This window comes from Xanthomonas sp. SI, from assembly GCF_014236855.1.
Taxonomy (GTDB): Bacteria; Pseudomonadota; Gammaproteobacteria; order Xanthomonadales; family Xanthomonadaceae; genus Xanthomonas_A.
The window spans coordinates 2,486,935-2,509,382 of sequence record NZ_CP051261.1; the positions used below are offsets into that span (position 1 = coordinate 2,486,935).

Here is a 22,448-nt window from a genome sequence, read left to right on the forward strand (position 1 = left end):
AGCAGCGCAATGAAGTTGACCATCCCCACCTGGCTGACGCTGCTGCGCATCGTGATGATTCCGGTGCTGGTGCTGGTGTTCTACCTTCCCTACACGTGGACGAACTTCGCCTCGGCGGCGATCTTCGGCCTGGCCGCGTTCACCGACTGGCTGGACGGCTGGGTGGCGCGACGCTACCACCAGTATTCCGCGTTCGGCGCGTTCCTGGATCCGGTGGCCGACAAACTGATGGTGGCGGTGGCGCTGTTCTTGATCGTGCAGGGCCACCCGACGCCGTGGATGGCGTTCTGGGCGGCGGTGATCGTCGGCCGCGAGATCGCGGTGTCGGCGCTGCGCGAATGGATGGCCGAGATCGGCCAGCGCGCCAAGGTGCGGGTGGCGATGATCGGCAAGGTCAAGACCACCGCGCAGATGGTGGCGCTGCTGTGCCTGCTGTATTCGGTGATGCCCGACGGCTCGCCGCCGGAGAGCGTGTGGATGGGCTTGTTCATCTTCCACATCGGCGACTGGACCCTGGCGATCGCCTCGATCCTGACCCTGCTGTCCGGCATCCAGTACCTGCATGCGGCCTGGCCGAGCCTGCGCGCCGACGAGCGCGCCGCGGTCGCGGACAAGAATGCGAAAAAAATCGAAGGCAATGGTTGACAGCCTGCCGGTTCCCGGTAAAATTCGCGGCCTCAAGCGGGAATAGCTCAGTTGGTAGAGCGCAACCTTGCCAAGGTTGAGGTCGCGAGTTCGAGTCTCGTTTCCCGCTCCAGACGGTTTTGCAGGCATCCAGCGGATACCGGCGAAACGATGAAATCAGGACCTTCGGGTCCTTTTTTCGTTTTTGGCCGATTGCAGCGCAATGCGCTTGCGCGACGACGCTCCACCCATCGGCACGGCGCTGCGCCTGGCGAGCGCCATTACGCGAGCGGACGCGCCGTCCGCTACGGCGTCGATGCTGTCGTCGCGTCGATACGCCGCACCGGCAGCGCTTCGCGCAATTGCCGGAAATAGTCCAGGCCACCCCATTGCTGCACATCGCCCAGCACATACAGGCGGCACTTGGCGCGCGTGATCGCCACGTTCAACAGGTTCGGCTTGCCTGCGGCCCAAGCACGCGCGCCTGCACCCTGCGGGCCCGGCGCGGTGCCGAGGACGAAGAACACGATATCCGCTTCTTTTCCCTGGAACGTATGCACGGTGCCGCATTCGATGCCGCTGAAGCCGGCCTGCTTGATGCGGCTCCTGCAGGCCTGGGCGATCTTGCGGAAGGGCGAAATGACGAACACCTTGGCCTGCGTGTCCGGCTCATCCGGCGATCCCGACAGCACGCGTGCCGGCGTCTGCCGCAATTGCTCCAGGCACGCGAGCAGGTGAGCGATTTCGTCGATGCAGACCGGGTGTTGGATCTGACTGGATCGGACGTCCAGCCAGGCGCTCTCGCCCAGAATGCAGGAGAACGCGATGGGCTTGGGTTGCCCCTGCTTGTCCACCCGGCCTTGCACCATCTGCCCTGCATAGGCGATGTCGTTGGCAACGGAAAACATCGGGTCGTCGCAGCGCCGATGTGTGCGCAGTGGCATGCCTGTCCACAGGCGTTCCGGCGAATCGGCTGCGGCGGGATCGGATGCCATCGCGACCCATGAGCCGAAAGGGGTGATGCGATCGGCCAGCGTCTGCACGGATTCGTCGATCGGCGACCAGGTACGGTCGACGCCATGCCGCTGGCGCAGGTCTTCGGCGAGGCTGAGCGGCACGGTGAAGACGGGTTCGATCTGCAGCGGGTCGCCCACGATCACGGCGCGGCGGCTGCGCCACAGGGCGCCTGCCGCCGACTGCGGCGTGGCCTGGCCGGCTTCATCCAGCAGCAACCAGCCCAGGCTGTCCTGGCCCATGCCCAGAAACAAGCGGTCGAAGGAGGCGAGGGTGGTGGACACCACCGGCACGACGAAGAAGAACGCATCCCACAGCGTGGGGCGTTGTTCGATGGGGAGCTTGTCCCGCAGCGAGCCCATCAGCATGCCGTTGACCGCGCGCAGGTTGGCGATGAATTTGCCGGCGTTGGCCAGAATGCTCAGCCTGTGCAATTCCACCGCTTGCAGGAAGACGCGTGCCCGCAGTTGGTCAAGCTCCGCATGGACCGCTACGCTGGCGCGTTGGAGGTCGGCGGGCTGCAGTTCCCACAGGCTGCGGTCCGGAAAGTGGCTGGCGCCCAGCGCGTAGCCGGCCTCCAGCGCCTGTCTGTGCCGTTGCAGTTCCTGGTCCAACTTGGCGCGCTTGGAGGACAGCAACTTCAGGCGCTCGTGCCGATGATCCAGCTCTGCCTGGCTTTGGGCGACCTCCTTGGCTTGCTGCGCAAAGGTCTCGGCGGACTCGGCCAGACGCCTGGCGGGCTCTTCCAGGGCCTGGCGCAATGCCGCCATCCGCTGCGTCTGGCGGCCGAACAAGCTCGATAGGCGATCGCGCAGGTTGGGCGTCGCTGCCGCTTGCCGCTGCGCGAACAGGGCTTTGTGGGCCTCCAGCATCGCGCGTTGATCCGACAGCGCTGCCTGCTGTCGGGAGAGGATCTCTGCGCGCTCGGCGATGTCGCCGGTCATGCGATCGATGTCGGCCTGGAGGGCGTCCAGGTCGCCACGCTCGGCGTCCAGCGCCTGGGCCGCTCGCTCTGCGCTCAGCAACGCCTCGCGGTGTTGCTCGAACTCGGACAGCAGTTGCAGGAAACCGCGTTTGGCGGTTTGCCATTCTTCCTGATGGCGTCGGTAGTCGGCGTTGGCGGCGATCTCGAGCAGCTGCTTCATCGACGGCGGCAGTGTGGCGGGTGGAGTGGCGCCAGCTGATACCTCAACTTGCTCCTGCGTCGATTCCGCATCTTCGCCGGTTGCCTCAGTTGCCTCGACCCGCGGCACATAGTCGTCGCGGAAGAACCCCTGGGCGAACGAGCGCCGATTACCGGCGTTGCCCAGCGCCGCGGCGATCACGCCCCAGCCTTGCAGCGGCTGATCGTTGTCGTCCACGACCTTCTGCGCCTTGAATATCTCCGTCATGACCTCGGCGAAATAATCGACAGGGCCGTACTCGTCGGCGATTTTCTTGCGTGCCGGCAACTCCTGGGTGATGTTCTTGACCGCGTTGTTGTTGGTGCTGGCCACCACGATGGAGGTGCCGGCGACCACCGAAGCCTTGAGCGGAAAGAAGCTCTTGCCGGCCACACTGATCTTGTCCTCGAACAGGGCCGCAGGGCGATCGAGCGCGGCAATCCGACGGGCGCGTTCGGTGACGATGTCGGCGACCACATCGCACAGCAGGGTGGTCTTGCCGGTGCCGGGAGGTCCATTGACGCCGATGACGCCATCGGCCGTTCCGAGCGTATGCAACACCTGCGCGACCGCGGCTTGCTGCGCCAGTACCAAGGGGTGCCGCGACGGCGCGGGCCAGCGGGCGCTGGGCAGATGCGCCGCGCTCACCAGGCTGGCCATTGCGGCATGCTGTACCAGGATGTCGGTACGCTGATGCTGCTCAAGCGCAGATCCCAGATAGGCGCTCAACGCCGCGCCGAAGGGGCGGCCGTTCTGTGCCTGGGCAATCAGGCGATCGAGGTCGTCCAGGTAGAACGAATTCAGGAAATCGGTGGCGGCCTGCAGGCTGTCGCTCAGGTAGCGGCGTTTGACCCGGCTGCTGCGCACAACCACCCGCCAATCCAAGGCTGTCTCGTCGGTGTTGTTACCGAGCAACTGGCGCACCAACTGCAACTCGGTCTCCAGCTCATCCCAGGTCAGCGACAAGGCTGTCGCGCTTTCGCTCGCCGTGCCGGGAGCGGAGGCATCGTCGATCTCTTCGAGGCGGTGGCAGCGCTGGGCGAACTCGTCGCGCGCACGGCCAAGACGCGCATTGACGTTCTCCAGCGCGTTGGTTTGCCGCAATGCCTGCACGCCGTGGGCGAAGCTGGCAGCCAGGTAGCTATCAGGCTTGGGACGGCCGTGCTCGTCGACGACGAAAGCGGCCAGCCAGCCGTTGCCGGTGGCGCGTTGACGCTCGCGCTCGCTCAGGTCGCGGTCGGGGAAGATCGCGCGCAACAGCAGGCGGGACAGATCCTCGGTATCCACGACGCCGAGATAGACCACATGGACGTAGCCGTGTTCTGCCGTGGGCCTGAAATCGTTGCTGCGCCAGGGCAGCGGCTGGCCGTGGCGAAGGGTTGTGATCTTGGTCTGATCGGTGGCATCCCGGGCCGAAGGCGCGGTAGGGATATTGAAGACTTCCAGATCGCGCCAAAAACCGAGGACGCGAAGGGGTTCGCTGGCCGAATTACTCAAGTTCGCACTCCATTGAAGATACATCGGCGCGTTTCCTGCGCCTGCACGAGTCCTTACCGGTCCCGTCGATGACATAAGCAATGCGCTTCGAGCATAGCGCTTCCGAATTTGTCCAACCATGCAGTAGTCCGCAGGATGCCGTGCGGAGCATCGCAGTCGGGAGTGGTGCAGCGCCGGATTGTGGCGTCTATCACGCCCGCTATCGGCGTGTTGTGCGGTGTCGGGTTGCCGGTTGCATGGATGGTTCGATCCACACCCGGCGAGTTTCTCGATCTGCAGCGCCCCGGTACCGTCCACCACGCGCGGACTGCGCAGCGCCGACACGATGGTGAATGTGCGCGGGTAGTGGCGATGCTGCTGCAGGTCCTCGCCGGCGAACCCTTCGGCCTGCAGGACGAGGTGAGCGTGGGCTACTGAGACCGGCGCCGCCCGCCGGCACGCGCGCCGGCATCGCGACTGGGATGGCTGTTCCGAAGCCGCGGAGTGTCGACCGCGCGCGCTGCGATCTGCGCTAGGTTCGGCCAAGGGGCATCGCATCGCGTGCGGACGAGCGGAGGACGCAGCGGCGTTGCCGTCGCAGAGACCGGCACGAGCAAGACACGACAGACGTTTGCGCCGGGACCGGAGCGGTCGCGGCGCCGGGCGCATGCGCGAATGCCGGTCGCCCTCGGCGCACATCCATCCCACCACTGCAGGAGCCACCATGAACTTCGAGATCGCGACCTGGTACGACACATGGAACGGCACGGGTGCCGACAATCTTGCGCAGGGCAAGGTGCCGCTCGGCTATGCCAGCCGCTACAACCTGGCCTTCGGCGTCTTCGCCGAGACCGGCAACGGCTATACCCTGGACCTCAATGCGCAATTTGCCGCGCAGAACCTCGGCCAGATCAAGACGCAGGCGCCCAGCGCGCTGATCTACGCCGGCGTCGGCGACACCGGGCTGGTGGCGACGGTGGCCGACAATCGCGACAACGCCAATCGTTCCACCGCCAATATCGTGGCCTATCTGCAGCAGCAAGGGCTCAACGGCATCAGCATCGATTCCGAAGGCGACGGCATGTCCTCGGTCGTGGAGCTGGTAACGCAGCTCAGCCCGAGTTTCAAGGCGGCCGGGCTCGGCATCGCGGTGTCGGTGCCGTGGCCCGCCGGCGGCCCTGTCGCGCTGTACGGCGACGGCGCGGTGGCGGCGTTCAACCAGTACGTGGATGCCGCCGAATTGCAGGACTATTCGTCCTCCGGCACGCCGCAGGATGCGCAGGTGTGGATCCAGGCCGGCGTCCGCGCCGACATCCTGATGGGCGGCGTGGCCACCGAGAACGGCAACGTGCAGACCTCGCTCGAAGACACCGCGGCCTGGACCAATTACGCGCTGCAGAACGGCTTGCGCGGCATGTTCAGCTGGAGGCTCGACAACGACCATGGCCAGGACGGCCAGGAAGAAGACGTGGATCCGACCTTCACTGGCGCCAAGACGATCTACGACACCGTTTATGCGCAGCGCGGTGCCGCGGATCCGCTGCGTTAGCGCGATTCGGCACGGCGGCAGTGCGCCGCCGCCAGGTCTGGCGGCGGACGTGGCGGGCTGCACTCCGCTCGCATCTCCGCGCGCACGATCAAGGTGTCATGCGCCGCTGGATATACTGCGGTGGCGCAGACGAGAGAAAAAATCGCGGAAGTGAGTGCCGACCATGCCGCCTACGCGGATCAGATTCGCTATCTGGCCGAGTTGGGGCCGCGCGCGTCCGGCACGCAGGCCCACAACGCGTTGATCGACAGGGGGGCGAACGCGTTGGCCGCGCTCGGCCTCGACGTGCAGCGCGACCCGCACACGTTCGAACGCTGGGACGTCGACGGTGATGCCTTGGCGCTGCAGGTGGGCGAACGCCGCATCGCGATCGCCTCGGCGTGGCCTTATTCCGGCGAGACTCCGCGCGCAGGCACGACGGCGCCGCTGGTTCTGCTGCGCGGGCGGCGCAAGCGATGGCGCGCGGCTGCGGGCAAGATCGCAGTGATCGAAGTGCCGCACGTTGCCGTGCCGACGAGGCTGCTGGTCGAGACTTGGGACGGGCCGCTTCCGTTCGACCGGGTCTCCAACCCGATCATCAGTTCCGAACTCGCCGGCACCGATCTGGCCAAGGCGAAGCAGGCTGGGGTTCTCGGCGTGATCGCGGTCTGGCGCGGCCTGCTCGATGCGGTCGCCGCGGGTCAGTATCTGCTTTTCACCCGCGGCTATCAGGGCCTGCCGGCCGTCTGGGTCGCCGAAAGCGAACGCGCGCAGCTGCTCGCCGCCGCCGGACGCGGCGCTGTGGCCACGTTGACCTTGAGCGCGAGCAAGACCACGAATGCGCGCATGGAGACGCTCTGGGCCGTCGCTGGGAACCGGTCCGCGGGCCAGCGAGTCGGTGCTGGTCGTCACCCACAGCGACGGCGGCAACGCGGTCGAAGAGAACGGCCACATCGGCTTGCTCGCGCTGGCGCGGGACGCGGTCGCCGCGCCCCACCAACGCAGCATCGTGTTCGTCTATACCGCAGGCCATCTGCGCATGCCTGCGGTCACCGCGCACGGCCAGGCCACCACGGCCTGGCTGGATGCCCACTGCGCGCTGTGGGCCGGAACACCCGGCGGCTACACCGCGGTCGCCGGCCTGGTCATCGAACACCTGGGCGCAAGGCATCTCCGCATCGATTCGGACAAAGGACGCTATGCGTCCGACGGCTCACTAGAACCCGAATTGCTGTACGCCACCACCCCTGAACTCGCCCGACTCGCGCGCGCGCTGTGGAGCTGTGCCGTCGTCGACGCGGCGACCCCGGTCAAGCCCGGCGCCTTGCTGCATTTCGGCGAAGGCGAGCCGCTGTTCGAGCGCAGGATTCCTGCGGTCGCGCTGGTCACCGGCCCCGAGTACCTGCTCGCCGAGTGCGAAGGCGACCTCGTCGATATCGACGCGCTTGCGCGGCAGGTCGACAGCTTCCGCCGCCTGCAGCAGCACCTGGCTGGCAGCGCCGATCGTGAGTCCTTCGGCAAGGTCTCACTGCCCAACACATTGAAGAAGGCGCTGGCCGCTGTCCGCGTAGGTCTGTTCCTGCTCCGGCGCCGCTGAACGCGTGCCGGCGGCGCTGGAGAGACGGAGCGTTCGTTGCGGACGCGGTCTGTCGATGGGCCTGGCCGTGTAGGAGCGGCTTCAGCCGCGACGGGGCGTTACCGGTAACGCCTGTCGCAACCGCACGGTACCCGGCCGTTATATCAGGGCGACGTCGCCGCCTCGCGGAATCCCGCCCGTCCGCAGGCGGCATCGTAGGCATAGTCCGCCGCGGCGAGCACATGGCGACCGCTGTTGATATGCGCGGGCGGCACGTCGAGCGCTGCCCGCCATTGCACGCCGTCCGGTGTCGCCGGCGTGGCGCCGCCGACCTTGAAGTCGTAGCTGAATACCGGATGCCCGGTTGGGCCGATGGCGAGGGTCATCGGCGTCCCTTCCGGCACCACCAGCGAGGTGCTCGCGCTGGTGTCGGAGGTCTGCCCGGACGCTGCGCTTGCAGGCTTTGCGGGCTTAGTGAGCATCTGCTGCAACTTTGCCGGCGCAGGCGGCTGTTTGGTAGGGGTCAGCATCATGTAGGTGATGCCGGTATCCGGCAGCAGCTTGCCGCAGACCTGGTAGTCGCTGCCGCTGGCCGGGAAGCTGGCGCACGCGTTCGGCGCCTGCCAGTCGGCACCGCCGGCGGCGTTCGCCGCTTCGCGTTGCAGCGGGATCAGCGAGAAGCCCTGCAGCGCCTGGTCGCTGACGCCCAGGGTGATGCCGGACGCGCTGATGATGTAGCCCGGACTGATGCTGCCGGCATGCATCTGTACGATGTTGAGGAACGGATTGCGTGCCTTGTCGACGCCGCGGTCGTAGCCCACGCCCATCATGCCGAAGTTGGAAGGGATCGTTTTGCAGTTCTTCAAGGTCTGCTTGCCGTTGCTGCTCAATGCGAGGGTGGTGTTGTAGGCGGCGCAGTTATTCGGCGCCTGGGTCAGCGTCTTCGCCGAACCAGACGGCGTTCCCGGCTTGATTGCGGCGACGTCGCAGCTGCATTGCGCGGCCAGGACTTCGATCGAGTCGATGCTCGCCACGGCGCTGTTGCCGTCGGCCGACACGCCCAGTCGCATCGGCACCTGCACGTACTTGCCGGGGTGGTACTGGCTGTTGCTGGAATAGAAGATGTAGCCGAGCTTGGTTGAGGCGTCCCAGGCTTGCTGGATCGCCGCGCTGAGCGGCACGACCACACCGGTGGAGCCGGTGTCCACTTCCAGGACCTGGCTGGCGGCGGCGGAGTTCGCCGAGGCCGGCGGCGTGCCGACCTGCACCCGCACCTGATAGGCGTATTTCGGCATGTTCTGCGAGGCCAGCGGCAAGGGCAGGGTCTGCGTCTGCAGCCGGCAGGATTGCGCCTGCGCGGCGCCGGCCGCGATCAGGCAAAGCACCGCGCCGCTGCAGCGTGTCCATCGGTTCATGGCGATCCCTCGTATGGATGTGGTTCCGATGCTAGGGCCACGGCCGGCTCAGGTGCGCGGTGACGCATGTGCGTTGGGACACTTGTCTACCTCGACGGGCGAACCGCTGTGGTGGAGATTCCAGTCCGCGTTCGCGCCGGCGGCGCTGCCGATGCGGCAGCGGTCCTCGCCCTGACAGGCGCCGCCGTGCGTCGCGGATTCCGGTGCGGATGGCCCGTCGTACCGTACTCCCGGCCACGCGAATACCGCTGCCGGATTTTTTTGCCCGAAGGCTGGCGCAATGCGCAGGAGGGCTGTAGAATGGCTGGCTCCCAAGCGGGAATAGCTCAGTTGGTAGAGCGCAACCTTGCCAAGGTTGAGGTCGCGAGTTCGAGTCTCGTTTCCCGCTCCAGATTCAGACAGAGCCCCGTCAGCGGGGCTTTGTTTTGTCGGACACCGCTGTTGGCGGTTTCGGCTAGAATTCAGTCCACCGGCCTGGTGGCAGAGTGGTTATGCAGCGGACTGCAAATCCGCGTACGCCGGTTCAATTCCGACCCAGGCCTCCATCTGCAATTCGACGCCCGGTAGATCTACGATCTACCGGGCGTTTGCGTTTGTGGCTGCCCGACGATCTGGCTGGCGCTCGCCTAGGTGGAGCGCCGTCGCGCGTGCCGGGCCTTTTGTTGCTTGCTCACGATGCCTGTTCTTCCTCGCCGCCGAGCGCGTGCCGGTCAACCAGCCGCGAGCAACGCCGCCAGCAAGGCCACCAGCAGCAATGCGGCGCCGGCCAGCAGCCGCGGTCGCAGCCTTCGGCGCGGCTGGCGCTCGATCGCGTTGGCGCCAGTCCAGCGCAGCAGGCCGTGGGCGAAGCCGTGGCGGTCCATGCTGCGGTCGCAGGCGTCCACGCAGGCGCCGCAGGCAGTGCATGCGTAGTGCGGGCCGTTGCGCAGGTCGATGCGCGCGGGGCAGGCATCCACGCAGGCGCTGCAGTCCACGCAGTCGCCGAGTTGCGCGGCGGTGAACTTGGGCAGGGTGCCGGCATAGTTGACCAGCGCGTCGCCGCGCTGGCCGCCCTGGCCGGCGCGCCAGGCGATGCTGGCGCGCAGCGCATAGTCGCGCGCGGTGCCGGCGTCGAGCAGGCGCCGCCCGCGCTGGGCGACGCTGCCCTGGCCACAGGCGCGCGCGCCGCGCGGTTCGCCGCGCATCGCGTCGTAGCCGATCAAGGGCGTGTCGCGATCGCACAGCAGCGGCTGCAGCCGCGCGTAGGGGCACAGGTAGCGGCACACCTGGCTGCGCAGGAAGCCGGCATTGCCCCACGTGGCCAGCGCGTAAAACAGCACCCAGAAGGTTTCCCAGCCGCTCCAGGCGAACGGCCGCAGCCGCGCGACCAGGTCGGCGATCGGCGCGAAGTAACCCACGAAACTGATCCCGGTCCACAGCGCCAGCGCCGCCCAGACCACATGCCGCGCGGCTGTCGGCCAGGCGGCAAAGCGCCGTTCCAGCCAGGCGAAGGCGTGGCTCCAGACCGATTGCGGGCAGGCGAAACCGCACCACACCCGTCCGGCCAGGGTGGTCGTCACCATCAAGGCGGCGGCTGCGGCGAACAGCGCCAGCAGCAGCCAGCCGACATCGTGCGGCCACAGGGTCCAGCCGAACAGGTCCAGGCGTCGCGCGGGAAGGTCGAAGCGCAGCGCCTGGCGGCCGTCCCAGCGCAGCCACGGCAGCAGGTAGAACGCGGCGAACAGCAGCCACAGGCTGTAACGGCGCAGGCGCGCGTAGCGGCCGTGCGGCGCTGCCGCCGCATCGGCATCGGCGGCGGCGTTTGCGGCTTGGGCGCCGAGCGTGTGCAATGGAATGCGGCGGGGCATGGGCGTTCCGCTCACGGCAACAGTTCGTCGTCGTCTGCAGCGGCTTGCGGCGCCGGCCGCAGCAAGAACCCGCTCAGCATGCTCGAGCTCAGGGTGGCCAACCAGAACATGAAGAAGCCCAGCGTGTAGCCGAGTTCGCGGCTCAGCGGGCGGCCGGGGAAGGTGATGTCGCGCAGCGCCAGCGGATCGACCAGGGCGAAGAACAGCACGCTCATCGCGCCGGCGACCAGGAAGCTGGGCCACAGGATCACGCCCAGCCGCTGCACCAGCGGGCGCGGCGCGGTGGCATCGAGCGGGTCGAGCAGGGGATCGTCGCTGGGCGTCATGGCGGGCGGGCTCCATCGCGGAAGAAGAGGTGCGGCATGCGCCTGGGTGGTGCCACGCATGGGCTGGCGCCGCCCGCACGCGGTCGCGCCGCCGCTCCCCGTCGGCGTCGGCGCAGGCGCATGTCGCCCACGCAGACTAGGCAGCGCAGCGCGTGGCGACATTGATCCTGATCAAGGCCGGGCCGCGGCGGCTGCGGAGACTGGCGCCATCGAGCAGGAGCACTGACATGCATGCCACTGAAAAGGGGCCATGGTCCCGATGGGAGAAGGAACAGCCGTGCGCGTGCATAGTCCCTCTCCCGTCGGGAGAGGGGTTGGGGTGAGGGTACGGCGCGCAGCGTCTCGTTGAGTTTGGGTGCGCGAGGCTTCGCCCGTACCCTCATCCGGCCCTTCGGGCCACCTTCTCCCGACGGGAGAAGGAACAGCCGTGCGTGCATAGCCCCTCTCCCGTCGGGAGAGGGGTTGGGGTGAGGGTACGGCGCGCAGCGTCTCGTTGAGTTTGGGTGCGTGAGGCTTCGCTCCGTACCCTCATCCGGCGCTGCGCGCCACCTTCTCCCGGTGGGAGAAGGAAAAGCAGTGTGCGTGCATAGCCCCTCTCCCGTCGGGAGAGGGGTTGGGGTGAGGGTACGGCGCGCAGCGTCTCGTTGAGTTTGGGTGCGCGAGGCTTCGCCCGTACCCTCATCCGGCGCTGCGCGCCACCTTCCCCCGAAAAGGGGTCCATGGTCCCGGTGGGAGAAGGGAACAGCCGGCGCCGCCATCAAATGCGCTGGCGGCCGTTCGAACCGTCGCTGCCGTGGCCGCCTGCAGAGTGATGCAGTGAATCGATGCCGCGGATTGATCCAGGTCAAGGCGGCCTGCCATCTGGCCGCGCATGCTGACCTCCATGGACATCCTGACCGCCTCCGATCCCGCCGCCACCTCGACCTTCGACGCCGAACTGCTGCGCCGCTACGACCGTCCCGGCCCGCGCTACACCTCGTATCCGACCGCGCCGCATTTCCAGGCCGGTTTCGGCCCGGCGCAGCTGTTCGCGGCGGTGCAGGCCAGCGATCCGGCGCGGCCGCTGTCGCTGTACGTGCATGTGCCGTTCTGCCGCAATCCGTGTTTTTACTGCGGCTGCAACCGGGTCATCACTCGCGACGCCGGCAAGGGCCGCGCCTACGTGCAGCGCGTGTTGCGTGAGGCGGCGATGATGGCCGCCTGCCTGGAGAGCGAGCGCGAGGTGGTGCAGTTGCATCTGGGCGGCGGTACGCCGAATTTTCTGGCGCCGGAACTGCTCGGCGAACTGCTGCGAGGCCTGCGCGGGCTGTTCCGTTTCAGCGACGCGCCGGATCGCGACATCTCCATCGAACTGGATCCGCGCACGGTGACGCCGCAGGACATCGCCGCGCTGGCGGCGCTGGGGTTCAACCGCGCCAGCCTGGGCATCCAGGATTTCGACCCGCTGGTGCAGCAGGCGATCAATCGCCGCCAGGGCGTGGCCGAAACATTGGACATCCTGCGCGCCTGCCGCGTGCAGGGCATGCGCTCGGTCAACGTGGACCTGATCTACGGCCTGCCGCGGCAGACCCTGGCCGGCTTCGAGCGCACGCTGGAGACGGTGATCGCGGCGCGCCCGGATCGCCTGGCGGTCTACGGCTATGCGCATATGCCGCAGTTGTTCAAGGCGCAACGGCGCATCGCCGATGCGGAGCTGCCCGACGCCGAGCACAAGCTCGCGCTGCTCGGATTGGCGGTGCGCAAGCTGTCGGCGGCCGGCTACCAGTACATCGGCATGGACCATTTCGCGCTGCCGCACGAGGACCTGGCGCGCGCGCAGCGCCAGGGCGGGCTGCACCGCAATTTCATGGGCTACACCACGCATGCCGACACCGACCTGCTCGGCCTGGGCGTCAGCGCGATCAGCCGCATCGGCGCCAGTTACAGCCAGAACCAGCGCGAGCTGCCGGCCTGGGAGGCGGCGGTGGACGCCGGCGACAGCCCGGTGCTGCGCGGCCTGCAGCTCAGCGCCGACGACGCGCTGCGCGCGGAGCTGATCCAGCAGCTGATGTGCCAGGGCCGCGCCGACGTCGCCGCCCTGGAGCAGCGCCACGGCATCGACTTCGCCAGCTATTTCCACGAGGAGTTGCAGGCGTTGGCGCCGCTGTGCGCCGACGGCCTGGCCGACTACCGCGACGGCACGATCCATGCCACCGCGCGCGGGCGCCCGCTGCTGCGCCTGATTGCGATGTGCTTCGACCGCTACCTGCGCCAGCCGGCGCAGCCGGCACGTTATTCGCGGGCGATCTGAGCGCCGCCCGCCGACAGGTTCACTGTTTGCCGAGTGGCATCCCCGGTCTCGTCGTGGCGGCGATACCGGGGCTTTTGTCTGGCGCTTGTGACGCTGCGGCTACTTGCATGGCCGTCGACTGCGGCGTGCGAGCGCGGCGCAGGCCTGCATCTGCGGCTGCTCACGTCGAAACGCGATGGTGCCCGGAGCCGGAATCGAACCGGCATGGGGTCGCCCCCGGCGGATTTTAAGTCCGATGCGTCTACCAGTTTCGCCATCCGGGCCTGGTGCCGCTAGCGTGCCTGATTGCGTCCGAATTGGGAACCGCGCTTGCCGCCGCCGCGGCATCAGGCGCGGTTGCGCCGGCTTGAGATCTGCCCGAAAGGAGCACGAAAGACAGCCCGCCTAGGCTCTGCCCGAATTAGCCGGAGAGCCGCCTTGCGCGCCCAGTGGAAAATTCTTTGCGATTTCGACGGTACCGTGTCGCTGCAGGACGTGACCGATACCTTGCTCGAGCGTCTCGGCCAGCCGGGCTGGCGCGCGCTGGAAGAGGATTGGGTGGCCGGGCGCATCGGCGCGCGCGAGTGCATGAGCGGCCAGGTGGCGCTGCTCGACGGCGACGTGGACGCGCTGCACCGGGTGCTCGATGAGGTCCGCATCGATCCGGCGTTCGTGCGCTTCGTCGATCTGGCGCGCGACCTGGGCATGCCGCTGAGCATCGTCAGCGACGGCCTGGACTACCCGATCGCGCGGATCCTGGCGCGGCACGGCCTGCATCAGCTGCCGATCATCGCCAACCGCCTGCTGCGCACCGACGCCGGGCAATGGCGCATGGCCTCGCCGCACGCGCAGCCTGGCTGCGCCAGCGGAACCTGCAAATGCGCGGTCATGGCCCAGCAGGAACCGGCGCGTTCCACCTTGCTGATCGGCGACGGCCGCTCCGATTTCTGCGTGGCCGGCAAGGCCGACCTCGTCTTCGCCAAGGACGGCCTTTTACGCCATTGCCGCGCCAGCGGCATCGCCCACCGCGCGATCGACGGTTTCGACGACGCCATCGCGCTGCTGCACGAACTCGCCGCGCCTGCCGTCGCCAGCGCGCGCCTCCCACTCCCCGTTCCCCAACGAGCCTGATCCCCATGAATCGGAATGTTCCGCTCCCCACCGCGCTTGCGCCGCTCCACGGCGATCTCGACACGCTCGATCTGGCCGCGCACGACGACCTGCAGCCGGCCTCGCCCGATCCGGACGCGCTGCTGCGCACCGGCCCCGCCTACCACGCCGCGCTCGGCGATGCGCAGATGCTGGCCGACGAGGCCCAGTACTGCTCGTTCGGCGACACCGTGCACTACAGCGAGCCGCCGCGGATCTTCGCGCACTGCGATGGCAGCTATCTGTACGACACCGAAGACGTGCCGTACTTGGACCTGCAGATGTGGTATTCGGCGGTCAACTTCGGCTACGCCAATCCGCGCCTGAACGGTGCCTTGAAGCGGCAGATCGACAGCCTGCCGCAGGTGGCCAGCCAGTACCTGCACCCGACCAAGATCGAACTGGCCAAGACCATCGCCCAGGACGCCGAACGCAAGTGGGGCCGCAAGGGCCGCGTGCACTTCAACGTAGGTGGCGCGCAGTCGGTGGAGGATTCGCTGAAGCTGGTGCGCAACGCCACGGGCGGCAAGAGCCTGATGTTCGCCTTCGAGGGCGGCTATCACGGCCGCACCCTGGGTGCCTCGGCGATCACCTCCTCGTACCGCTACCGGCGCCGCTTCGGCCATTTCGACCGCGCCCAGTTCATCGAATTCCCGTACCACTTCCGCGGGCCCAAGGGCATTTCCAAGGAAGAGTACGGCGAGCAGTGCGTGGCCAAGTTCGAGCGCCTGTTCGAGACCGAGTACAACGGCGTGTGGGATCCCAAGGCCGGGCAGTGCGAGTACGCCGCGTTCTACGTCGAGCCGATCCAGGGCACCGGCGGCTACGTGATCCCGCCGCCGAACTTCTTCACCGGCCTGAAGCGGGTGCTGGACAAGTACGGCATCCTGCTGGTGGTGGACGAGATCCAGATGGGCTTCTTCCGCACCGGCAAGCTGTGGGCGATCGAGCATTTCGGGGTGACCCCGGACGTGCTGGTGTTCGGCAAGGCGCTGACCAACGGCCTCAATCCGCTGGCCGGGGTCTGGGCGCGCGAGGAATTGATCAACCCGACCGTGTTCCCGCCGGGTTCGACCCATTCCACCTTCGCCTCCAATCCGCTCGGCACCGCGGTGGGCCTGGAGACGATGCGGATGCTGGCCGAGACCGACTACGAGTCGATGGTCATGGCCAAGGGCGCGCACTTCCTCGACGGCCTGCGCGACCTGCAGAAGCGCCATCCGGAAATCGGCGACGTCGACGGCCTGGGCCTGGCGCTGCGCGCGGAGATCTGCCAGGCGGACGGCTTCACCCCGAACCGCAAGCTGCTCGACACGATGGTGGACATGGGCCTGGAAGGCGAGCTGCGCCACAACGGCAAGCGCATCGGCCTGGTGCTGGACGTGGGCGGCTACTACAAGAACGTGATCACCCTGGCGCCGTCGCTGCACATCAGCCACGACGAGATCGATCTGGGCCTGTCGCTGCTGGACCAGTTGCTGACCCGCGCCAAGCGGGTGGCATGAGATGGCGGGAGACAGCGCGTTGGCGCCGCGTTGCCTCCCGTCCGCCGCGGCCTGCGCCTCAGCGCGCCTCGCGCACTGCGAGCACCGCGTTGAGGCCGCCGAAGGCGAAGGAATTGCTGAGCACCGCGCGCACCCGTTGCGCGCGGGATTGGTTCGGGACGTAGTCCAGGTCGCAATCCTGATCCGCATCGAGGAAGTTCGCGGTCGGCGGCACCCGCTGCTCGCGCAGCGCGCCGATCGCCGCAACCAGTTCCAGCGCGCCGGCGGCGCCGAGCGCGTGGCCGTGCACCGCCTTGGTCGAACTCACCGCCAGCGCATCGGCGTGACTGCCGAACACCTCACGGATCGCCTGCGTCTCGCAGCGATCGTTGGCCAGGGTGCCGGTGCCGTGGGCATTGATGTAGTCGATCTGCTGCGGCTGCAGTTCTGCGTCCTGCAGCGCCAGGCGCATCGCCGCGGCGGCGCCGTCGGTGCTGGGCGCGACGATGTCGTGCGCATCGGCACTCATGCCGAAGCCGGCCAGTTCGGCCAGTGGGACCGCGCCACGCGCGGCCGCATGCGCGGCGCTTTCCAGCACGAAGACGCCGGCGCCTTCGCCCAGCACCAGGCCGCTGCGCTGAGCGCAGAACGGCCGGCAGGTGTCATCGCTGACCACGCGCATCGCTTCCCAGGCGCGGATCAGCGGCAGGCTCAGGCAGGCTTCGCCGCCGCCGGCGATGGCCACATCGGCCAGGCCGTGGCGGATCAGCAACGCCGCCTGCGCCAGCGCGTGGTTGGCCGAGGCGCAGGCGCTGGACACGGCGAAGGCCGGGCCGCGCAGGCCGAAGGCGATGCTGATCTGGCTGACCGGGGCGTTGTTCATGCTGCGCACGATGGTCAGCGGATGCAGGCGCTCGGCCTGCTCGCGGTACAGCCGCCGCGATTGTTCGTCGCGGCTGAGTTCGGCGCCGACGCCGGTGCCGATCACCACCGCGCCGCGTGCCGCGCCGGCGCCGTCCAATACCAGGCCGGACTGCGCCACGGCCTCGCAGGCCGCGACCAGCGCCATCTGCGTCATGCGATCCAGCTGGCCCGGCGCGATGCCGCCCAACTGCGCCGCCTGCGGCGCGAACCCGGGCACGCTGGCGGCCAGGCGCATCTTCAGCGTGGCCTGCGGATCGGGCGAGGCCAGTGCGGCGATGCCGCTGCGGCCCTCGCACATGCCGCGCCACAGGGCATCGGCACCCAGGCCGAGCGCGCTGACCGCGCCCATCCCGGTGACGACGACGCGGTGTCCCTGCGCCGAGCGGTGCATGCCGGCTCAGTGCGCCGGTGCCAGCGCCGCGGCCGCGGCCTTGGCGACCAGCGCCTGATGCACCGCTTCGGCCAGCTTGCCCAGGGAGCCGTCGTCCAGGTTCGGATCGCGCTGCGGGAAGGTGATGTCGAAGTGCTCCTCGATGTCGAACAGGATTTCGATCGCCTCGAGCGAATCCACGCCCAGGTCCTGCAGTTTGGTGTCGGCGGTCAGGCCGGCGGGATCGATCTCGCCATGCTTGGCGACGATGCTGTGGATCTGTGTCTCGATAGACGGGGTCATGGCAGTCCTCCGCGAAATGAATGGCCACCGCGCGGCGGGTGCCGCCGGTGGAAGGCATGCCGCGGCCCACGGCTGCGGCGTCCATCCTCCACGCTAGCCGGTCAATCTTGCAGATGCCTTTCGTAAGCCAACTCGAACCGCAGGCGCTGCAGCGGCAGTTCCTCGCGCATCCTCCGCAGGATTTCCAGGCGCGGACGCTGGAACACGGCGTGCCTGCGTTCGACGCCGTGTTCGACCTGCTCACCACCGCCGACCCGGCACTGCGCGCGCGCGTGGCCGGCTGGCCGCTGCAGCGGCTGTGGCGGCGCTGGCTGCGCCCGCGCACCAGCTTCGTCGGCAGCACCGTCAGCGAGTACGCCTGGCTGCCGCGCGCGGCCGACCCGGCGCAGTTGCCCGGCCAGTGGCGGGCGCAACTGGGGCGCGAGCGCCCGCTGCTGATCGTCAAGGACATTCCGCAGCACTCGCCGCTGCTCGATGCCACCGACAACGCCTGGGCGCACGTGTTCCTGGAGGCCTGCGCGCGCAGCGGCTACGTGCTGCTGCGCGGGCAGGCGCTGGCCTGGGTGCCGATCGATTTCGCCTCCATCGACGAGTACCTAGCGCGGCTGTCGCGCGGCCGCCGCCGCAACATCCGCCGCAAGCTGCGCTCACGCGCCGATCTGCAGATCGAGGAACTGCCGACCGGCGCCGCCTTCGCCGACCCGGCGCTGCGCGCGCAGTGTTATGCGCTGTACCTGCAGGTCTACGCGCAGAGCGAGGTGCATTTCGACCTGCTGACTGAAGCGTTCTTCGACGCGCTGTTGACCGATGCGGACTCCGGCGGCCTGGTGTTCGCCTATCGTCACCAGGGCCGACTGATCGGCTGGAACCTGTGCTACGTGCACCAGGGACGTTTGGTCGACAAGTACATCGGCCTGCACTATCCGCAGGCGCGCGAGCACAACCTGTACGCGCTGAGCTGGATGCACAACCTGGACTACGCCTGCCGCCATGGCCTGCGCGCCTATGTCGCCGGCTGGACCGATCCGCAAGTGAAGGCGCAACTCGGCGCCAGCTTCACCTACACCTGGCATGCGGTGTACCTGCGCAACCCGCTGCTGCGCATCGCGCTGCGGCGGCTGCGGCCGCTGTTCGAAGCCGACGATGTCGGCACTCCAGACCCAGACGCCGACGCGGCGGAATGACATGAGCGCACCGGTACTGCTGGACCTGGACGACTCGCTCGGCACGGTGCCGGGCGCGTTGCGCCTGCCACTGCACGAGTGGTGCGACGGGCTGCGCTTCGCCTGTTCGCTGCGCAGGCTGCGACGCTTCGGCGCCGCGCTCGACGGCGTGCTGCCGGCACGGCACGGCACCGTGCTGCTCGGCAGCGGCGATTTCCATCACCTGAGCCTGCCGCTGATCGTGCGCCAGGCGCAGCGCGCACAGGTGCCGCTGCGGGTGGTGGTGTTCGACAACCATCCGGACAACATGCGCTTCCCGTTCGCGGTGCATTGCGGCTCGTGGGTGTGGCGGGTGGCGGCGCTGCCGCAGGTGGCGCGGGTGGAAGTGGTCGGCATCACCTCGGGCGATGTCGGTGCCCCGCATGCCTGGGAAAACCATCTGCGGCCGCTGTACCGCGGCAAGCTGCGCTACTGGTGCAGCGGCGTGGACGTCGGCTGGGCGCGGCGCCTGGGACTGGGGCGGGCGGTGCGCGGCTTCGGCTCGAGCATGGAGATGATCGACGCCTTCCTGCAGCACCTGCGCAGCACGCCGATGCCGACCTATCTGTCGCTGGACAAGGACGTGCTGGATCCGCAGGACGCGCGCACCAACTGGGACCAGGGCGAACTGCGGGTGCCGCACCTGCTCACCGCCATCGCCTACCTGCACGGGCAACTGCTCGGCAGCGACATCACCGGCGAAGTGTCGGAAGCGCGCTATCCGCAGTGGTGGAAGCGGCGCCTGGCGGCGCTGGATGCGCAGCCGGTGCCGTCGCCGCAATCGCTATCGGCGTGGCAGGCGCAGCAGCATGAGGTGAACCTGCGGTTGTTGCAGGCGTTGGCCGAGGCCGGGTTGCCGCGGTAGCGCATGCTCGACGCTGGTCCGTGTAGGAGCGGCTTCAGCCGCGACGGGCGTTACCGATGGATCCTGTCGCGGCTGAAGCCGCTCCTACAGGATTGTGCAGGGTGCGACAGTGTTGTGGGATCAGACCATTCGCTCCGCACACACCTGCCGCAGCACCGTAACGATCGCCTCGAATCCATCCTCGTCCAGCCACGGGCTGTTGCTGATGCTGAGGCAGCGCGCGGCGAAGTCGCGCGCGTGCGGCATCGGTGCGGGATCGACGATGCCGTGCAGGTAGGCGTAGTCGGGCAGGGCGTGCACGAACAGCAGGCCGACGCCGAGCCCGCGCGGCCACAGCTGCGCCAGTGCGCGTTCGCGTGCGGCCGCGTCCGGCAGCAGCACCAGCAGGGCCGGCCAGCTGCCCTGCGCGCCGGCGCTGTCGGCGACGACCCGCAGCCCGGCGATCGCGGCCAGGCGTTCGGTGCGGCGCAGACCTTGTACACGCGCCTGCGCCAGGAACGCCGGCCAGCGCGCGCTGGCGCGCACGCCGACCGCTTCGCGCCAGGCGCCGACCGCGTGTTGCGGGATCGCCGCATCGAATTGATCGCCGGCCGCGGCCACGCGGTCGCCGCGGCGCAAGGCGCGGCGCAACGGCGCGCCGTAGGCCCAGCGCAAGGCGAGTGGTCGGTACAGCGCGGCGTAGCCGAGCAACTGCAGGCTGCGCTGCAGTTCCCGGCGCCAGTCGGGCTGGCCCAGGCGCGCCGCCATCGCCGCCAGGCTGCGCCGCAACGGCGCGTGCGGCGACATCAGCAGGCCGCCTTCGTACAGGGTTGGGCCCTTGCCCACCGCCAGGCTGCAGAAGCCGATGTCGCCGCCCAGGCCGGCCGGCCGGCCGTCGGCATGCACGCCGCCCAGCGCCTGCGCGGCGTCTTCGATCAGCATGGCGCCGCAGGCCGCGGCGGCATGGCGCAGCGGCTCCAGGTCGGTCAGGCGTCCGCCCAGATGGGTGGCGACGATCGCCAGGGTGTCGCTGCCGCAGCGCTGCGCCAGCTGCGCAGGGTCGGGTTCGATCGAGTCGGGCAGCAGATCGCACAGCACCAGTTGCAGGCCGCAATGGGCCACCGCCAGCGCGACCAGCGGGCAGGTGTAGGCGGCCACCAGCACCTGCCGGCGGCGGCTGCCGGCGGCCAGGGTGCGCAGCGCGATGACCAGCGCGGCGGTGCCCGAGCAGGTCAGCAGCGCATCGGGAAAGCCGAGTTGCGCGGCCAGCCGCTGCGGCGTGCGCGCCGGCCACAGGTCGCGCCAGCGCAGCGGCAACCCGGCGGTGGGCGGAACCTCAGTGCGCATCGGCCGGCGCGGCGCGCTCGCCGAGCGCGAGGCAGACGATGCCGGCCACGATCAGCGCCGCACCGAGCGCCTGCAGCATGCCGATCGGCTCGCCGAACCACCACGCCGACAGCAGCAGCACGCTGACGATCTCCAGGTGCGAGGCGGCGAAGGCAGGGCCGATCGGCGCGTGCTCGAGCAGTTTCATCCAGGTGAAGAACGCGCCGACATAGCCCAGCAGCGCGGCGTACAGCCAGGGACTGGCGAGCAGGCGCAGCACCCAGGTCCACTCGGCCTGCGGCGGGAACGCGTGCGCGCCGCCGAGCTTGAAGCCGAACTGGGCCAGGGTGTCGAAGCCCAGCAGCAGGGCGAAGCCCACGGCGTAGCGTTGCAGCGGCGGGCGGCTCATGTGCCGAGTCCGACCACGGCCACGCCGGCGCTGACCAGGCAGATCCCGGCCACCTGCATGCGTCCCAGCCGCTCGCCGAACAGCCAGCGCCCGGCGAGCATGATCGCCACGATGTTGATCGAGCCGAGCAGCACGCCGCGGCCCAGCGGCACCAGCGACAGGAACGCGGTCCAGGCCAGGAATTCGAATGCGTAGCAGGCGATGCCCAGCCACAGCCACGGCTGCCGCGCCATGCGCCGCCAGCGCGCCGCGCCGCTCGCCAGCGGGTCGCTGGCGACGTGCTTGAAGGCCAGCTGGCCGACCGTGTCCAGCGCCACCGTCGCCAGCCACACGCCGACCACGGGCGCCTGCAGCGCCATCAGGCGGCCTGGCGCGGCGCGGCCTGCGCGGCGAAGAACTGCGCCAGGCGCGCGCCGAGCACGCGGCGTTCGCGATCCAGGGTGATCATGTGATAGCTGTCGTGCAGCAGCAGCAATTCCACCGGTCCGGACACGCCGGCCACCACCAACTGCGCGTTGCGCAGATGCGCGATGTCGTCCTCGGCCGCATGCGCGACCAGGCACGGCGCGGTCACCTTGGCCAGGTTGCGGCGCACCCGTCGCGACAGCAGGTGCATCTCGGCCAGCGCGTGCCACGGATTGCCGGGCAGGCCGGCGGCGCTGCTGTCGCCGCCGAGCATCGCGCCGCTGATCTGCGCGCGGATGCGCTCGTCGCGCAGGCCGTACGGCGGTTCTTCCAGGAACATGCGGCGGCGGCCGATGCCCAGCCGCTTGAACCACGGCAGCAGGAACGCCAGCCGCGCACGGCGCGGGATGTTCCAGCCGTCATAGCGGAAGGTGGCGCCGAGCACGCCGACGCCATCGATCCACTCCGGCCGCTCTTCGGCCAGTTGCAGCGCCAGCAGCGCGCCCATCGACAGCCCGGCCACGAACAGTTTGTCCACCTGCGGGCGCATCTGCGCCGCGGCCTGTTCGACGCTGGCGGTCCAGTCGCGCCAGCCGGTGGCGAGCAGGTCGTCCTCATTGCCGCAATGCCCGGCCAGCTGCACGCCGTGCACGCTGAAGCCCTCCCGGTTCAGCGATTTGCCGAGCAGGCGCATCTCGCTCGGCGTGCCGGTCAGGCCGTGGATCAGCAGCACGCCGTGGCGGCCGCCCTGGAAGTGGAATTCGGCGGATTGGATCATGGCGGCACGGCGTCGG

At 68.8% G+C, this 22,448-nt stretch carries 20 protein-coding genes and 4 tRNA genes; 12 read left to right on the forward strand and 12 right to left on the reverse strand.

Features of this window, described 5'->3' with window-relative positions:
• Positions 1–9: 9 nt before the first annotated feature.
• A complete protein-coding gene (gene pgsA / locus HEP75_RS10265) occupies positions 10–645 on the forward strand; it encodes a CDP-diacylglycerol--glycerol-3-phosphate 3-phosphatidyltransferase (RefSeq protein ID WP_003472804.1) in 636 nt (211 codons plus the stop codon).
• Positions 646–681: 36 nt separating this feature from the next.
• Positions 682–757, forward strand: a tRNA-Gly gene (locus HEP75_RS10270).
• 172 nt (positions 758–929) lie between these two features.
• Here HEP75_RS10270 and HEP75_RS10275 read toward each other — a convergent pair.
• Entirely contained in the window at positions 930–4,298 is a 3,369-nt protein-coding gene (locus tag HEP75_RS10275) for an ATP-binding protein (protein ID WP_185826351.1), read from the reverse strand.
• Positions 4,299–4,538: 240 nt separating this feature from the next.
• Here HEP75_RS10275 and HEP75_RS10280 point away from each other — a divergent pair, with 240 nt between their 5' ends.
• Both HEP75_RS10280 and HEP75_RS10285 read left to right on the forward strand, forming a co-directional pair.
• Positions 4,539–4,715 (forward strand): hypothetical protein, encoded by a 177-nt coding sequence (locus HEP75_RS10280; RefSeq protein ID WP_185826352.1) that lies wholly within the window; start codon positions 4,539–4,541, stop codon positions 4,713–4,715.
• Positions 4,716–5,001: 286 nt separating this feature from the next.
• Complete coding sequence (locus tag HEP75_RS10285) at positions 5,002–5,826, forward strand: glycosyl hydrolase family 18 protein (protein ID WP_185826353.1); 825 nt, start codon at positions 5,002–5,004, stop codon at positions 5,824–5,826.
• A gap of 96 nt (positions 5,827–5,922) precedes the next feature.
• Here HEP75_RS10285 and HEP75_RS10290 read toward each other — a convergent pair whose 3' ends face one another.
• On the reverse strand, positions 5,923–6,717 hold the full coding sequence (locus HEP75_RS10290) for a hypothetical protein (RefSeq protein ID WP_185826354.1): 795 nt from the start codon (positions 6,715–6,717) through the stop codon (positions 5,923–5,925).
• Between HEP75_RS10290 and HEP75_RS10295 the strand changes: the two genes are divergently transcribed.
• Positions 6,704–7,402 carry a hypothetical protein gene (locus tag HEP75_RS10295; protein ID WP_185826355.1) on the forward strand — a complete coding sequence of 233 codons (699 nt, stop codon included), beginning with the start codon at positions 6,704–6,706 and terminating at the stop codon, positions 7,400–7,402. The two genes, HEP75_RS10290 and HEP75_RS10295, sit on opposite strands and share 14 nt — an antisense overlap.
• Before the next feature lie 143 nt (positions 7,403–7,545).
• On the opposite strand, the gene HEP75_RS10300 is transcribed toward HEP75_RS10295, so the two are convergent.
• Positions 7,546–8,796, reverse strand: a complete 1,251-nt coding sequence (locus tag HEP75_RS10300) for a hypothetical protein (protein WP_185826356.1) — start codon at positions 8,794–8,796, stop codon at positions 7,546–7,548.
• A gap of 315 nt (positions 8,797–9,111) precedes the next feature.
• On the opposite strand from HEP75_RS10300, the gene HEP75_RS10305 reads away from it, so the two are divergent.
• Both HEP75_RS10305 and HEP75_RS10310 read left to right on the forward strand, forming a co-directional pair.
• Positions 9,112–9,187, forward strand: a tRNA-Gly gene (locus HEP75_RS10305).
• An 80-nt stretch (positions 9,188–9,267) separates the two neighbouring features.
• Positions 9,268–9,341, forward strand: a tRNA-Cys gene (locus tag HEP75_RS10310).
• A gap of 165 nt (positions 9,342–9,506) precedes the next feature.
• Here the strand turns inward: HEP75_RS10310 and HEP75_RS10315 are convergent.
• Entirely contained in the window at positions 9,507–10,643 is a 1,137-nt protein-coding gene (locus HEP75_RS10315) for a 4Fe-4S dicluster domain-containing protein (RefSeq protein WP_185826357.1), read from the reverse strand.
• Positions 10,644–10,654: 11 nt separating this feature from the next.
• Entirely contained in the window at positions 10,655–10,969 is a 315-nt protein-coding gene (locus tag HEP75_RS10320; RefSeq protein ID WP_185826358.1) for a hypothetical protein, read from the reverse strand.
• 883 nt (positions 10,970–11,852) lie between these two features.
• Between HEP75_RS10320 and hemN the strand changes: the two genes are divergently transcribed.
• Positions 11,853–13,259, forward strand: a complete 1,407-nt coding sequence (gene hemN / locus HEP75_RS10325; protein WP_185826563.1) for an oxygen-independent coproporphyrinogen III oxidase — start codon at positions 11,853–11,855, stop codon at positions 13,257–13,259.
• 176 nt (positions 13,260–13,435) lie between these two features.
• Here the strand turns inward: hemN and HEP75_RS10330 are convergent.
• Positions 13,436–13,522: transfer RNA gene (locus HEP75_RS10330), tRNA-Leu, on the reverse strand.
• A 154-nt stretch (positions 13,523–13,676) separates the two neighbouring features.
• On the opposite strand from HEP75_RS10330, the gene HEP75_RS10335 reads away from it, so the two are divergent.
• Both HEP75_RS10335 and HEP75_RS10340 read left to right on the forward strand, forming a co-directional pair.
• On the forward strand, positions 13,677–14,369 hold the full coding sequence (locus HEP75_RS10335) for an MtnX-like HAD-IB family phosphatase (RefSeq protein ID WP_185826359.1): 693 nt from the start codon (positions 13,677–13,679) through the stop codon (positions 14,367–14,369).
• A gap of 167 nt (positions 14,370–14,536) precedes the next feature.
• Complete coding sequence (locus tag HEP75_RS10340) at positions 14,537–15,892, forward strand: aminotransferase class III-fold pyridoxal phosphate-dependent enzyme (RefSeq protein ID WP_221899326.1); 1,356 nt, start codon at positions 14,537–14,539, stop codon at positions 15,890–15,892.
• 58 nt (positions 15,893–15,950) lie between these two features.
• Here the strand turns inward: HEP75_RS10340 and HEP75_RS10345 are convergent, their stop codons facing one another.
• Together HEP75_RS10345 and HEP75_RS10350 are read right to left on the reverse strand one after the other, a co-directional pair.
• Complete coding sequence (locus HEP75_RS10345; protein WP_185826361.1) at positions 15,951–17,186, reverse strand: beta-ketoacyl-[acyl-carrier-protein] synthase family protein; 1,236 nt, start codon at positions 17,184–17,186, stop codon at positions 15,951–15,953.
• Positions 17,187–17,192: 6 nt separating this feature from the next.
• Positions 17,193–17,468 carry an acyl carrier protein gene (locus HEP75_RS10350; protein WP_185826362.1) on the reverse strand — a complete coding sequence of 92 codons (276 nt, stop codon included), beginning with the start codon at positions 17,466–17,468 and terminating at the stop codon, positions 17,193–17,195.
• Between the two features lie 113 nt (positions 17,469–17,581).
• Here HEP75_RS10350 and HEP75_RS10355 point away from each other — a divergent pair, with 113 nt between their 5' ends.
• On the forward strand, positions 17,582–18,652 hold the full coding sequence (locus tag HEP75_RS10355) for a GNAT family N-acetyltransferase (RefSeq protein WP_185826363.1): 1,071 nt from the start codon (positions 17,582–17,584) through the stop codon (positions 18,650–18,652).
• A gap of 1 nt (position 18,653) precedes the next feature.
• Positions 18,654–19,535 (forward strand): arginase family protein, encoded by an 882-nt coding sequence (locus tag HEP75_RS10360; RefSeq protein WP_185826364.1) that lies wholly within the window; start codon positions 18,654–18,656, stop codon positions 19,533–19,535.
• 120 nt (positions 19,536–19,655) lie between these two features.
• On the opposite strand, the gene HEP75_RS10365 is transcribed toward HEP75_RS10360, so the two are convergent.
• The 4 genes from HEP75_RS10365 to HEP75_RS10380 are packed head-to-tail and all read right to left on the reverse strand — an operon-like array spanning position 19,656 to position 22,432.
• On the reverse strand, positions 19,656–20,861 hold the full coding sequence (locus HEP75_RS10365) for a DegT/DnrJ/EryC1/StrS family aminotransferase (protein WP_185826365.1): 1,206 nt from the start codon (positions 20,859–20,861) through the stop codon (positions 19,656–19,658).
• Entirely contained in the window at positions 20,851–21,249 is a 399-nt protein-coding gene (locus tag HEP75_RS10370) for an EamA family transporter (protein WP_185826366.1), read from the reverse strand. Before HEP75_RS10370 ends, HEP75_RS10365 begins: the two co-directional genes overlap by 11 nt.
• Complete coding sequence (locus HEP75_RS10375) at positions 21,246–21,608, reverse strand: EamA family transporter (RefSeq protein ID WP_185813109.1); 363 nt, start codon at positions 21,606–21,608, stop codon at positions 21,246–21,248. The genes HEP75_RS10370 and HEP75_RS10375 overlap by 4 nt, the downstream gene beginning before the upstream one ends.
• Positions 21,608–22,432, reverse strand: coding sequence for an alpha/beta fold hydrolase (locus HEP75_RS10380; protein WP_053840793.1), 825 nt, complete (start codon positions 22,430–22,432; stop codon positions 21,608–21,610). Before HEP75_RS10380 ends, HEP75_RS10375 begins: the two co-directional genes overlap by 1 nt.
• Between the last annotated feature and the right edge of the window lie 16 nt (positions 22,433–22,448).